Source organism: Halomonas sp. FeN2 (genome assembly GCF_020595105.1).
In the GTDB taxonomy this organism is placed as follows: domain Bacteria; phylum Pseudomonadota; class Gammaproteobacteria; order Pseudomonadales; family Halomonadaceae; genus Vreelandella; species Vreelandella neptunia.
This window is the reverse complement of the sequence record NZ_CP074200.1, coordinates 3,092,696-3,105,794: the sequence shown is the minus strand read 5'-3', so window position 1 is coordinate 3,105,794 and position 13,099 is coordinate 3,092,696. Positions and strand designations below refer to the sequence as shown.

Sequence of the window (13,099 nt, the reverse complement as noted above, 5' to 3'; positions counted from 1 at the left end):
ACTCTCAGCAAAACGCTAGGTGAAGATAAAAGTTAAAGCAGCGCCAACTGGCGTTGCACAGGCGCGAAGCTACGACGATGTTCGGCCAGTGGCCCGTGAGCTGCAAGCGCCGTCAGGTGCTCTTTTGTCGGGTAGCCTTTATGGCGCGCAAAACCATACTCAGGATAGCACTCATCCAAGGCGACCATCTGCGCGTCACGAGCGACCTTGGCCAAAATCGACGCCGCGGCAATGGCACAGTGGCGTGAATCGCCCTTCACCACGGCCTGGCCGGGCAGCCGATGGCCAGGTAATTTGTTGCCATCCACGAGTAGATATTCCGCCGACGGTGCCAGCGCATCAATGGCGCGACGCATGGCCAAGTGGGTGGCGTGGTAAATATTCAGCGCATCCACTTCCGCTGCGCTGGCTTCTGCCACAGCAAAGGCCAGCGCCCGCTCGCGAATTTGTGTATCAAGCGCTTCACGCCTGCGCGCCGTCAACTTTTTAGAGTCAGTAAGACCGTCAATCGGCTGCGCGGGGTCGAGAATAACCGCCGCGGCCACCACGCTACCGATCAGTGGCCCTCGGCCTACTTCATCGACCCCCGCCAGCCGCTCGCCGCTGTAAGAAATATCTAATAGTGGAAAATCCTTGTGCTCGATCAACCAGTGCGCTGTCACCCTATCTTTAATGGCCATCAACACTCTCCAGCGGCTGCCCCGCGATCAACAGGCTTACTGCCTCGGCCGCGCGACGGCTGGCGTTGCGCTGGAGGGTGGCGTGCATCTGGGCAAAGCGCGCTTCCAGGGCGTGGCGGCTATCTTCGTCCGCCAGCATGGCGCTGAGCTGGTCGGCAATCGCCTCCGGCGAGGCAGCGTCTTGAATGAGTTCGGGCACCAGCGTTTCCTGGGCAATCAAATTGGGCAGCGATACCCACTGGGTTTTCACCATTCGTTTAGCCAGCCAGTGGGTGGCTGGGGCCATTTTGTAGGCTACTAGCATGGTGCGGTGGCACAGCATGGCTTCCAGCGCGGCGGTGCCTGAGGCCAGCAGTACCACATCGCTCGCCACCATCGCCTCACGGGCCTGACCATCCAGCAGCGTAATCCGCTCCGCCAGTAGCGGGTAGTTGGCAAGCAGTGCGCTAATTTCCCGGCGGCGATCAGCGGTGGCCGCTGGAATCACCACCTGCAGCGCGGGGTGGCGCTGGCAGAGCTGTTCGGCCGCGTTGAGAAAAGCATCACCCAAAAAGCGAATTTCATTGGCCCGGGAACCGGGCAACAGCGCTAACACCTGGCTATCAGGCGCCAGCTCCAGCGCTTGGCGGGTCGCAGCACGGTCATTTTCCAGCGGCATTTCGTCAGCCAAGGGGTGACCCACAAAGGCGACGGGGACACGGTGTTCGCGATAGAAGGCGGCTTCAAAAGGGAGCAGTGTTAGCATGCCGTCTACCGATTTAGCGATGCCTTTTACCCGCCCCTGGCGCCACGCCCATACGGAAGGGCTTACGTAGTGGGCGGTGGTAATGCCCGCTTCACGGAGCTGGCGTTCCAGGCCTAAATTGAAGTCAGGCGCATCGATGCCGAGCATAATATCCGGCTGCCAGGCCAGCGCTTCGGCTTTTAGGGTGCGCCGTACACGGATCAGCTCGGGGAGGTGCTTAAGCACCTCAACCAGCCCCATTACCGCGAGGGTCTCTAAAGGGAAGCGGCTCTCCATGCCTTCCGCCTGCATCCGTGGCCCGCCGATACCACGAAACTCGACGCCAGGGTGGCGTGCTTTAAGTTCGCGCATCAGCCCAGCGCCGAGGATATCGCCGGAGAGCTCCCCAGCCACGAGATAGACACGTTGCAGGGTCATAAAATGATTAGCATGGGTTAACGGGTGATTCCGCGGGTAGAACGCTCAATGGAGGCGGCAAAGTGCTCGACTTCGGGTAGCTCAAAGCGGCTGCGCATTTCGGCAAGCGCTTGCTCAGTGGTCAGCCCTTGGCGATAGACCATTTTATAGGCGGCGGTTAAGGCATTAATCGCTTCGCGGCTAAAACCTCGTCGCTTTAACCCCACCAGGTTGAGGCCACGCGCTTCGGCAGGGTTGCCGTTAATCATGATATAGGCAGGCGTGTCCTTGGTGATAATCGAGCCACCACCGGCCATGGCGTGATCGCCAAAATGACAGAACTGGTGCACTGCGGCCAAACCACCCAGAATGGCATGATCACCGACGGTGACGTGCCCTGCCAAGGTAACCTGATTGGCTAAAATGCAGTCGTTACCAATCACGCAGTCATGGCCCACATGTACATAGGCCATAAACAGGTTGCGCGAACCAACGGTGGTCTCGCTGCGATCCTGAACGGTGCCTCGGTGAATCGTGGCGCCTTCGCGAATTACATTATCGTCCCCCATCACTAACCGAGTGGGCTCACCTGCGTACTTTTTGTCCTGACAGTCTTCGCCTACCGAGGCGAACTGAAAGATACGCGTGCGCTCACCCAGCGTGGTGGGGCCTTTAACCACCACATGGGGGCCAATTACCGAGCCCGCGCCGATCGTGACGCCGGGGCCGATAATGCTAAAAGGGCCTACCTCAACGTCGTCGGCAAGGCGCGCCGTCGGGTCGACCAGTGCAGTAGGATGTATCAAGCCACCTTCCTCTCGGCACAAATAATTTCCGCTTCGCAGGCCAGCTCACCGTCAACCGAGGCACGGCATGCAAATTTCCAAATACCGCGTTTACCTTTAATCACGTCGGCCTCTAAGGTGAGCTTGTCACCCGGCATTACCGGGCGCTTAAAGCGCACCTTGTCACTGCCTACCAGGTAGTATACATAGCCATCGGCGGGCAGTTTATTGACCGTTTTAAAGCCGAGAATACCGCAAACTTGGGCCAGTGCTTCAATCACCAGCACGCCAGGCATAATCGGGTGATGCGGAAAATGGCCGTTGAAAAACGGCTCGTTGATGCTGACATTCTTGTACGCAACGATGGATTCACCGATGGCTAGTTCCGTTACTCGATCCACCAGCAAAAAAGGGTAGCGGTGGGGCAAGTACTCGCGAATTTCATTGATATCCATAACCATCGTAGCGACCTCTAAAATAACAAAACGCCTAATGACTCTCAGGCAAATACCAGCACCCCTGCTGGCCAAAAAGCAGTGGATTATAACCTGCTGCTATTCAGCCTCAAGTCAGTGGCAGGTAAATTTCATTCAGCATAAATCAATCACGCTGTTTTTTTTCCAATCTTGCTAGGCGCTTAGCGATATCATCGAGCTGTTTAAAACGCACCGCGTTTTTACGCCACTGGGTATTGGCCATAGCGCCGGTACCTGAGGAGTAGACCCCGGGTTCATGGATTGAGTTTGTCACCAAGCTCATTCCCGTCACCTGAACGCCATCGCAAATCGTTAGATGGCCGGACAAACCAACGCCGCCACCCAGCATGCAGTGTTTACCGACCTTGGTAGAGCCGGCAATGCCCACACAGCCCGCTAAGGCGCTGTGATCGCCAATGATGACGTTATGAGCAATTTGTACCTGACTATCGATTTTGACGTCATCACCAATCACCGTATCACCCAGTGCGCCCCGATCGATGCTGGAGCAACTGCCCACCTCAACGTCATCGCCCAGCACAACGCCTCCCAGCTGGGCAATTTTATGCCAGCCAGCACCGTCGTGGGCGAAACCAAATCCGTCACCGCCGATAACACAACCACTTTGCAGGATGACTCGCTTACCTACCACCACACCATGACACACCGTGACATTGGCATGCAGTCGTGTTGCTTCGCCGATAATGCTGTCGGCCCCAACCACGCTCCCTGCTCCAATCGCTACGCGGTCGCCCAGCACCACACCCGCTTCAATCACAGCGTGAGCCTGAATACAGACATCGGCGCCTATCTGAGCATCTTCCGCTACGACTGCGGTAGGGTGAATACCAACAATATCGCGGGCGGGCAATGGGTCAAACAGCTGCGATAGCTTGGCATAGCCTAGGTAAGGATTATCAATTTCCAGACGCGCTACCGGGCAGTGTTTACCGTGCTCAGGGTGCAGTAATACAGCGGCCGCCTTGGTCGTCGCCAGATCTTTCAGATAGGCGCGATTGGCCAGAAAAGCCACTTGATCCGGCTGCGCTTCTTTTAACGTCGCCAAGCCACGTATCGGCTGCTGGGCGTTGCCGCTAACGGCAATGTCCAATTGGCGCGCAATGTCTGCGAGGGTTAGGTGATGAGAAGCGTGCGTCATGGGAGCCCAGGGAAGCTTTGGTGTGGTCAAGCCACACCAATCATCGTTTAAATTTAGTTCAGGGTATCAAAAATCTGCGTGACTTCGTCGGTCACATTGGGCAGATCCACACCTGAGTGCAGTACGCCCTGGGGCTCAACCAGTACATCAATACCGTGGCGTTCCAGTACCTGTGCGACGGCTTGCTCCAACTTCGGTTCAGCGCTTTCTAAAAACTGCTGCTCAGAGCTCTGCTGGGCCTGCATGACTTCCCGGCGAAGCTGCTCAAAACGACTGCCCTTCTCTTGTAGTTCGCTAATCAGCGACTCACGCTGAGACTGGGCCATGGTTTCGCCTTCGTTCTGCAAACGCTGCTGTAATTGCTGTAGCTCATTACCCAGGTTCTGTGCTTCACGCTGCTGATTGCCGATCTGCCCTTCCAGAGTACTCATTGAGGCCTGTGCCGACTGGGTATTCATCAATGCTGCTCGCCAGTCTAATACCGCTACTTCTGCCGCATGAGCGGGCAAAATCATCGCGCCCAACAGGCATACCACCGCTGTTAGTCTACGCATCATGTTATCTCCTTAGGTCACGCCAGCCGCGCGCCGCCATGGCACGCGGTCTAGCAAAATTAGAACGATTGGCCGAGTGAGAACTGGAAGAATTGGGTATCGTCACCGCTCTCATCGTTCAATGGTTCGGCAACGCTGAAGGTCAGCGGCCCCACCGGCGTTAGCCAAGAAAGGCCGATACCGGCACTGTAGCGCAAATCGCCTAGATCAACGCCGGAGTTGCACTGCTGACGACCTGCGTCTTCTGCAAGCACATCGTAGCAAGAGGTCAGGAAGGTATTACCGCCATCCAGGAATAGCGATGTTTGCAGCGCACGCTGATCTTCAACAAAGGGCAGCGGGAAAATGATCTCGGCGCTACCTTCTACTGAAACGTTACCGCCCAGGGTGCGGTCACGGCCGCCTTCTGTTGCTGGCGTGGTGCGCTGCCCAAGCGTATTCGAGGTGAAGCCACGTACCGAGCCTAGACCGCCGGCGTAGAAGTTTTCATAGAAGGGGTAAGGATCGTTGCCGCCCAGCGTATCGGCATAGCCGACGTTGCCGGTAAATTTGAACGCCCAGGACTCGTCATCGTTAATCGGGAAGAGCTGTTGAGCTCGCGCGCGCAGCTTGTAGTACTCCGAATCACTGCCCGGCACGCCGGTTTCCAGCGACAGGCGCTGATAGCTGCCATCGGTAGGCATAATACCGCGGTTAAGATTATTGCGTGTCCAGCTGGCGGTCAGCTTCAGGCTTTGCGCATCTTCGCCCTGATCTTCCACGTAGCGACGAATTTCTGAGGCCGTGTCGAAGTAGGTTTTCACCGTTAGGTCTTCAACGCTGGCCCCAAAGTTAAGCCGCGACAGCTCACTGACGGGATAACCAAAGTTAATCCCTGCACCGTAGGCATCTGTCGAGAACGTCGAAATATCCGAATCGGCATAGTCGGTTTCGCGGTAGAACAGGTTATAGCCGCGGGAAATACCATCCAAGGTCCAGTAAGGATCTGTGAAGCCAAAGTTAACGCTGGTGAAAGTGTCGCTGCGCTGAGCACCTACGTTGACGCGATTGCCCGTACCCAGGAAGTTATTCTGCGACAGCCCTACCCCGTAAATAACCCCGGCACTCTGGGAGAAACCAACGCTTGCCGAGACCGAGCCTGAAGGCTGCTCTTCGACAGTATAAGTAACGTCGAGCAAATCCGGCTCACCGGGCACAGGCTGAGTATCCACCTCTACTTGGCTAAAGAAGCCCAGGCGTTCAAGACGCTGACGCGATTGCGTAATGGCGTCGGTGGAAGCGGGTGCGCCCTCCAACTGAATCATTTCACGTCGCAGCACTTCATCCTGGGTAGTGGTATTACCGTAGAACTCGATACGGCGAACGTAGGCACGTTCACCGGGATTGACGGCAATCACCAGATCGACCGTTTCCCCGTCCTCTGCCATTTCAGGCACGCCTTGAATATCAGCAAATGCGAAGCCTTCGGCACCCAAACGCTGGCGCAAGGCTTCGGTGGAGGCATTCACATCGCCGCGGGAGAAAATCTCACCCTCTTTAACGGTGAGCAGCTGGCGAGCTTCGTTCTCGCTGATCTGTAGGTCACCCGCGAAACGAATATCACCTACCCGGTACTGGGCGCCTTCATCGACGTTGAGGGTGATAAAGATTTCGGATTTTTCCGGGCCAATCGACACCTGGGTCGAGGTGACATCGAAGTTGACGTAGCCGCGATCGAGGTAGAACGAACGTAGCCGCTCAATATCACCGGCAAGCGCTTCACGGGAGTACTCGTCGCTTGAGAACCAGCCGAAAAGGCGTCCTGGCCGATCATTGAGCTCAAACACCTCGCGCAGCGTTTCGTCATCAAAAGCTTCATTACCAACGATGTTGATTTGACGAATCTTAGCGACTTCGCCTTCATTGATATTGATATTGACCTGTACCCGCCCCTCATCCACCTCTTCAACTTCGGTATCGATGCTGGCGCTGTAGCGGCCCTGTGACTGGTAAACACCTTCCAGTTCACGCTGAATCTCTTCCAGCGTGGAAAGCTCCAGTACCTGGCCTTCCGAGAGTCCTGATTCACGCAAACCATTGCGCAAATCTTCTTCGGAGATCTGATCGTTGCCACTGATCTGTAGCCGCGCAATGGTCGGGCGCTCGACGACCTGAATAACCAGTACATCACCCTCGCGTGCCAGGGAGACGTCGTCAAAGAGCCCTGTGGCAAATAGTTCACGGGCCGCGGAGGCCAACTGCGCCTCGCTGACACGCTCATTGGCGCTCACCGGAAATGCATTGAAGACCGAGGCGGCGGATACCCGCTGCAGTCCTTCCACTCGAATGTCTGAAACATCAAAGGATTGTGCTTGGGCGCCGCTGGCGCCTGCCAGCAAGAGTGCCGCCATTCCAAGGGTCTTGATTTTCATGCAGTCAATTCGCTCGCGTTGGTCTGCCTATCATTCCAGAAAGGCACCATATACATTTGTGCAGGCAGATGACAAGGCATCCTGCGCGCTACACGCGTCATTACCACAGGCGCATCAGATCAAAATAGAGGGCCATCAACATCAGGGTGCCGACCATGGCAAGCCCTATGCGCAATCCTACGGCTTGGGTTTTTTCAGATACTGGCCGTCCACGCACGACCTCCATAAAGTAATAGAGCAAGTGGCCACCATCGAGCACCGGGATAGGTAGTAAGTTTAATACCCCAAGGCTGATAGAAAGATACGCTAGAAAGCCAATAAACGCTTCCATCCCCGCACGAGCTGAATCACCTGAGACCTGCGCAATGGTGATTGGCCCGGACAAATTGGAAGGCGAGATCAGCCCTACAAACATTTTGCGTATGGCATCTAAGGTCAAGAGCGTCATCGCTCCAGTGCGCGAAACAGCCTGGCCTACCGCTTCAATAGGGCCGTAACGGATTTCACGCTGGAACTCTGCTGGCCACTCGACCTGCTCGGCGCCTGCACCGATATAACCAATTTCAACCCCAGTGTCCAAGCGGTTACGCCCGGGGGTTAAATCAACACTCGACTGCTCGCCATTACGTTCATAGGTGAGCTGCAGCGTTTCACCTGGACTACCTCGCACCATATTAACGAAGTGCATCCAATCATCTACTGGTTCACCATTAACCGCCACCATCCTATCGCCAGCTTCTAGACCTGCCTGTTCGGCGGCCTCCCCGCTCACGACCTGGCCTAAAACAGCCGGAAATTCCGGCTGCCATGGGGTAATGCCCAGTGTTTGCAACGGCTGTGGCGGATCTTGGCGAACCAAATAATCAGCCACCGACAACCCAAAGCGCTGTGGATCACTCGCGCCTTCAGGGCGGGCGTCGATATCCAACTCACCGCTGAAGCCAATAATCGACACCAGCTTGAGGTTAACATCTTCCCAAGAGCGCATCTCGTCGCCCTGGATAGCGACAATCTCATCGCCATTGGCAAGCCCTGCTTCGGCGGCGGGCGAGTCAGGCGCAACGCTGCCGACCATCGGTGATACCACCGTTGTGCCCGCCACGAACAGAGCCCAGTAAGCCACGATCGCTAATAAGAAGTTGGCGATAGGCCCTGCCGCCACAATCGCAATGCGCTGCCACACGGTCTTGCGGTTAAATGCTTGGTCAAGCTGCTCTTCCGGAACCGGTGCCTCACGTTCATCGAGCATTTTGACATAGCCACCCAGCGGGATGGCGGCTATTGCGAACTCGGTGCCGTGGCGGTCAACCCGCGACCATAGCGGTTTACCAAAGCCTACCGAAAAACGCAGCACTTTGACTCCACAGCGTCTCGCCACCCAAAAATGACCAAACTCGTGGAAGGTCACTAACAGGCCCAGCACCACAATGACCGCTAAAATATTCTGTATCAGGCCCACACTGAACTCCTTAATGCCCCGCTCTAACGACCAGCCCAGCGAATGCTTAAGCGGACCACCTTGTTACCAGTTCCAACGCCTGCTGCCGTGCCCATTGATCCGTTGCTAATACGCTATCAAGGCTATCAACATGGCCTTGGTAGGGACGCGACAAGACGTCGGCGACCAGTTGCCCAATGGCTGTAAAGCCGATCCGACGCTGGAGGAATGCCTCAACCGCCACTTCATTGGCAGCGTTGAGTACAACGGGTGCCATGCCACCTTGCCGCATCGCTTCACGGGCAAGCCCTAAACAGGGGAAGCGAGTTTCATCGGGGGCTTCAAAATCAAGCCGCGCCACCTGAAAAAGATCCAATGTTTCGACCCCGGCGTCAATTCGCTCCGGCCACGCTAACCCGTAGGCGATGGGGATGCGCATATCGGGATTACCCAACTGTGCAATCACCGAACCATCTTGATACGCCGCCATGGAGTGAATCACGCTTTGCGGGTGCACCACCACCTGGATTTGTTCGGGCGTGGCATCAAATAGCCAGCAGGCTTCAATAAGCTCTAACCCTTTATTCATCAGCGTGGCGCTATCCACTGATATCTTACGCCCCATCGACCAGTTCGGGTGAGCGCAGGCCTGTTCGGGGGTGACATTGTTGATGTCGGCCTGGCTCCAGGTACGAAACGGCCCTCCCGAGGCGGTTAGCAGCAGCTGACGAACGCCGTGCTTGGCAAGCCCGCCACGATGCTCCGCAGGTAGACACTGGTAAATGGCATTATGTTCGGAATCAATCGGCAGTAATGTTGCGCCAGAGCGCGAAACGGCTTCCATAAACAACGCGCCGCTCATCACCAGCGCCTCTTTATTGGCCAGTAGCACACGCTTGCCTGCCTCCGCGGCGGCTAGCGCCGGCAGCAAACCTGCCGATCCTACAATGGCCGCCATGACGCAGTCGACGCTGGCGTCCCGGGCAACGTCACACAGCGCCTGCGAACCTGCGTTCACTTCAGTTGACTGCCCAGCCCGCTGAAGCGCTTGGCGCAGCCAAGCGGCATCGGCTTCATCATCCAATACGGCGACCGCGGGGCGGTGCGCCAGGCACTGCGCTAGCAGAGCCTCTTTTGAGGTGTGCGCGGTCAGGGCATGGACACAATAGCGGTCGGGGTGGCGACTAATCACATCCAGCGTGCTGGTGCCCACAGAGCCTGTAGACCCAAGCACGGTCACGCGTTGCTTATTAGCGAGCTGACTCATAGTGGCGGCACCCGAGCAAACACCTCAACCAGGACTTCCACATAGAACAGCGCGAACAGCGGAATCGCCGCAGTAAGACTATCAATGCGATCCAGCACCCCGCCGTGACCCGGGAGCAACTGGCTCGAATCTTTGATATTGCGATGGCGCTTGAGCATGCTTTCCAGAAGATCCCCTAGCACAGAGGCCAAGGTGACGACGGCGGTGATGAGTATCAGAGCAATAGCGCCAGCCAGGCCCAGCGGCAACCAAAGTGCAAAGAGCATGGCCAGGATAGTGGTCGCGGCTAAGCCACCGAACACGCCCTCCCATGATTTGCCAGGACTTACGTGGGGAGCTAATTTACGCTTACCCCAATTACGCCCCACAAAGTAGGCGCCAATATCCGCGCACCAGACCAACAGCAGCACAAACAAAAGCCAAGCCATACCAACATCACGCAGAACGTTAAAGCCCACCCAGCAGGGCAACAGCACCCATAGGCCCATCGCCAACCGCCGCCCCGTGGCCTGCCACTGGCCACCTGCAGCAGGGTAGCGGGTTACCCAGTAGAGGTTCACCAGCCAGCCAACGGCGGAGAGCCACAGCGGCCATATCGATGTGGCCGCCCCGGTCAGCCACATGATCAGCATCAGCGCCGCCATCACGGCCACTAGCTGGGCACGCTGCGCCGTAACGGTAACGCCCGCCAGATTGGCCCACTCCCAGGTAGCAAGCAGCACCATCAGCGCCGTAAATAGCGCGAAAGCGCCGCCGTCTAAACCAAACAGGCCAACCAGCACCAGGGGTGCTAGCCAGGCTGCGGTGATAATCCGCTGTTTAAGCACCCTGCGCCTCTATTTGTTCGTCCGTCATGCCAAAGCGACGACGGCGCTGACAGAAGTCGTTTAATGCCGCATCAAACGCATCCGCACCGAAATCCGGCCATAGCAACGGGGAAAAATGCAGCTCGGCATAGGCCAACTGCCAGAGCATAAAGTTGGATAGCCGCTGCTCACCACTGGTACGTATGCACAGATCTACCGGCGGCACATCATCAACCCCCATTGCAGCGTCGAAGCACGTTTCATCGATTTCCGCAGGTGACAACACCCCTGCCGCCACCTGTTCGGCCAAAGTGCGCGCCGCTCGTGCGATATCCCACTGCCCCCCATAGTTGGCGGCAATCACCAAATGCATACCCGTGTTGTCCGCGGTTAACGCTTCAGCACGCTGAATATGCTTTTGGATGGCGTGAGAAAAGCCCCGCTGTTCACCAATAATCGAGAGGCGCACATTGCGCTCATTGAGCTTTTTGACTTCACGCTTAAGCGCCATCAAAAACAGCTCCATCAAGGCGTTGACCTCTGCGGCCGGACGTTTCCAGTTTTCACTGGAGAAGGCAAACAGGCTGAGGGTTTGCACCTCGCGCTCGGCGGCCCGCTGAATCACCGCACGGACGGTTTCCACCCCGGCTCGGTGCCCGCGCACCCCCGAAAGCCCCCGCGCGCGCGCCCAGCGATTATTGCCGTCCATAATGATGGCAACGTGAGACGGCGGGGCCTCCCCTGCCAGAGAAGACACGCTGGCGTCGTCCGGCTGTTTTTCAGGAAGCTGCGGTGACGTCATGGATTCTCGCACCAAAGGTCAGTCATAAAAAAACCAGCCAGAGTGTGGCAAAACGGGCAGCCAAAGCTGCCCGCGGCTGAATAAAGCACAGATTTATACCTGCATGAGATCCTGCTCTTTTGCAGTCAGCGCTTTATCGATCTCAGCGATATACTTATCGGTCAGCTTTTGAATCGCATCTTCGCCTTCACGCTGATCGTCTTCGGTGATCTCTTTATCTTTTAGCAATGATTTGAAATCACCGTTAGCATCGCGGCGCACGTTGCGTACGGCAACGCGGGCGTTTTCAGCTTCGCTACGCGCCTGCTTGATATACCCTTTGCGGGTCTCTTCGGTGAGCATCGGCATCGGCACACGGATCACGTTGCCGGCACTGGCCGGGTTCAAACCAAGATCAGAGGTCATGATGGCCTTTTCGATCTTCTGCACCATGCCCTGCTCCCACGGCGCAATCGTCAGCGTGCGGGCGTCCTCAACGTTGACCGATGCCACTTGGCTAAGCGGTACCTGGCTGCCGTAATAGTCCACGGTAACAGCGTCTAAAATGCTCGGGTGAGCACGACCGGTACGAATTTTATTGAAGTTGCTATGCAGCGCCTCAACGCTTTTTTGCATGCGCGAATCGGCATCTTTCTTAATATCGTTGATCACGTCATTACCCTCTGTATATCAGCGTGCCTTCCTTGCCCCCTACGACCATATTCAGTAGGGCACCAGGCTTATTCATATCAAATACCCGCACCGGCATATTATGGTCACGTACCAGGCAGATAGCGGTCAAATCCATAACGCCCAATTTCTGATCCAGGGCGTCGTCGTAAGAGAGCTGGTCGTACTTCACCGCATCCGGATGTTTTACCGGGTCTTTATTGTAGACGCCATCGACTTTGGTCGCTTTGATCACGACGTCAGCGTCTACCTCAATACCGCGCAAACAGGCAGCAGAGTCGGTGGTGAAGAAGGGATTGCCTGTGCCTGCAGAAAACAGCACTACGTCCCCTGAGGTTAAGTAGCGAATGGCGGTACGCCGGTCATAGTGCTCTACTACGCCGCTCATCGGGATGGCAGACATCACGCGCGAGCGGATATTGGAGCGCTCTAACGCATCACGCATCGCCAGCGCATTCATTACGGTCGCCAGCATGCCCATGTGGTCACCGGTGACACGATCCATGCCAGCTTCATTGAGCGCCGCGCCACGGAACAAGTTACCACCGCCAATCACGATGCCCACCTGCACCCCGATGCCGACGAGCTGGCCAATTTCCAGCGCCATGCGGTCGAGCACCTTAGGGTCAATACCAAAATCGTGCTCACCCATCAGCGCTTCGCCAGAAAGCTTGAGCAAAATACGTTTGTATTTTGACTTCGAACCCTCAGCCTTGCTGGGTGCTACATGGGGGGTAGGTTCTTGAACATCACGCGACATGGCATCTCTCCTGAGGCAGACCTGTAAACAGGCAGGCGGGTCAGCCCCTTGGTATAAAACCAGTGTATAAAACCAGCTATCTTAGGGCCGATTATACTAGCATTAATTATACAGGGGCCGGATACGCGAAGGCGTGCGCTCACGCGCACGC

Annotated in this window: 13 protein-coding genes; all 13 read right to left on the bottom strand. The window is 56.5% G+C overall.

Features of this window, described 5'->3' with window-relative positions; translation table 11 throughout:
- Positions 1–32 precede the first annotated feature (32 nt).
- Positions 33–680, bottom strand: coding sequence for a ribonuclease HII (gene rnhB, locus KF947_RS14410; protein WP_227404250.1), 648 nt, complete (start codon positions 678–680; stop codon positions 33–35).
- Positions 670–1,842 (bottom strand): lipid-A-disaccharide synthase, encoded by a 1,173-nt coding sequence (gene lpxB / locus KF947_RS14405; RefSeq protein ID WP_227404249.1) that lies wholly within the window; start codon positions 1,840–1,842, stop codon positions 670–672. Before lpxB ends, rnhB begins: the two co-directional genes overlap by 11 nt.
- Before the next feature lie 17 nt (positions 1,843–1,859).
- Positions 1,860–2,627 carry an acyl-ACP--UDP-N-acetylglucosamine O-acyltransferase gene (gene lpxA, locus KF947_RS14400; RefSeq protein ID WP_133730949.1) on the bottom strand — a complete coding sequence of 256 codons (768 nt, stop codon included), beginning with the start codon at positions 2,625–2,627 and terminating at the stop codon, positions 1,860–1,862.
- Positions 2,624–3,067, bottom strand: a complete 444-nt coding sequence (gene fabZ, locus KF947_RS14395; protein ID WP_133730950.1) for a 3-hydroxyacyl-ACP dehydratase FabZ — start codon at positions 3,065–3,067, stop codon at positions 2,624–2,626. The genes lpxA and fabZ overlap by 4 nt, the downstream gene beginning before the upstream one ends.
- A 139-nt stretch (positions 3,068–3,206) precedes the next feature.
- Positions 3,207–4,241, bottom strand: a complete 1,035-nt coding sequence (gene lpxD / locus KF947_RS14390) for a UDP-3-O-(3-hydroxymyristoyl)glucosamine N-acyltransferase (RefSeq protein WP_179915345.1) — start codon at positions 4,239–4,241, stop codon at positions 3,207–3,209.
- 53 nt (positions 4,242–4,294) lie between these two features.
- Entirely contained in the window at positions 4,295–4,795 is a 501-nt protein-coding gene (locus KF947_RS14385; protein WP_133731095.1) for an OmpH family outer membrane protein, read from the bottom strand.
- A gap of 59 nt (positions 4,796–4,854) precedes the next feature.
- On the bottom strand, positions 4,855–7,206 hold the full coding sequence (gene bamA, locus KF947_RS14380; RefSeq protein ID WP_413614106.1) for an outer membrane protein assembly factor BamA: 2,352 nt from the start codon (positions 7,204–7,206) through the stop codon (positions 4,855–4,857).
- 100 nt (positions 7,207–7,306) lie between these two features.
- Entirely contained in the window at positions 7,307–8,665 is a 1,359-nt protein-coding gene (rseP, locus tag KF947_RS14375; RefSeq protein ID WP_133730952.1) for an RIP metalloprotease RseP, read from the bottom strand.
- A 46-nt stretch (positions 8,666–8,711) separates the two neighbouring features.
- Positions 8,712–9,911, bottom strand: a complete 1,200-nt coding sequence (gene ispC, locus KF947_RS14370) for a 1-deoxy-D-xylulose-5-phosphate reductoisomerase (RefSeq protein ID WP_133730953.1) — start codon at positions 9,909–9,911, stop codon at positions 8,712–8,714.
- Positions 9,908–10,738, bottom strand: coding sequence for a phosphatidate cytidylyltransferase (locus KF947_RS14365; RefSeq protein ID WP_227404248.1), 831 nt, complete (start codon positions 10,736–10,738; stop codon positions 9,908–9,910). The genes ispC and KF947_RS14365 overlap by 4 nt, the downstream gene beginning before the upstream one ends.
- Positions 10,731–11,519, bottom strand: coding sequence for a polyprenyl diphosphate synthase (uppS, locus tag KF947_RS14360; protein ID WP_227404247.1), 789 nt, complete (start codon positions 11,517–11,519; stop codon positions 10,731–10,733). The genes KF947_RS14365 and uppS overlap by 8 nt, the downstream gene beginning before the upstream one ends.
- 93 nt (positions 11,520–11,612) lie before the next feature.
- Positions 11,613–12,170, bottom strand: a complete 558-nt coding sequence (frr, locus tag KF947_RS14355; RefSeq protein WP_009288629.1) for a ribosome recycling factor — start codon at positions 12,168–12,170, stop codon at positions 11,613–11,615.
- 4 nt (positions 12,171–12,174) lie between these two features.
- Entirely contained in the window at positions 12,175–12,948 is a 774-nt protein-coding gene (pyrH, locus tag KF947_RS14350; protein ID WP_007111718.1) for a UMP kinase, read from the bottom strand.
- Between the last annotated feature and the right edge of the window lie 151 nt (positions 12,949–13,099).

Excerpts from the sequence above, each read along its gene's own strand:
- lpxB (WP_227404249.1), bottom strand. The coding sequence starts at position 1,842 with ATGACCCTGCAACGTGTCTATCTCGTGGCTGGGGAGCTCTCCGGCGAT.
- uppS (WP_227404247.1), bottom strand. The coding sequence starts at position 11,519 with ATGACGTCACCGCAGCTTCCTGAAAAACAGCCGGACGACGCCAGCGTG.
- pyrH (WP_007111718.1), bottom strand. The coding sequence starts at position 12,948 with ATGTCGCGTGATGTTCAAGAACCTACCCCCCATGTAGCACCCAGCAAG.
- bamA (WP_413614106.1), bottom strand. The coding sequence starts at position 7,206 with ATGAAAATCAAGACCCTTGGAATGGCGGCACTCTTGCTGGCAGGCGCC.
- ispC (WP_133730953.1), bottom strand. The coding sequence starts at position 9,911 with ATGAGTCAGCTCGCTAATAAGCAACGCGTGACCGTGCTTGGGTCTACA.
- lpxD (WP_179915345.1), bottom strand. The coding sequence starts at position 4,241 with ATGACGCACGCTTCTCATCACCTAACCCTCGCAGACATTGCGCGCCAA.
- rnhB (WP_227404250.1), bottom strand. The coding sequence starts at position 680 with ATGGCCATTAAAGATAGGGTGACAGCGCACTGGTTGATCGAGCACAAG.
- KF947_RS14385 (WP_133731095.1), bottom strand. The coding sequence starts at position 4,795 with ATGCGTAGACTAACAGCGGTGGTATGCCTGTTGGGCGCGATGATTTTG.
- fabZ (WP_133730950.1), bottom strand. The coding sequence starts at position 3,067 with ATGGTTATGGATATCAATGAAATTCGCGAGTACTTGCCCCACCGCTAC.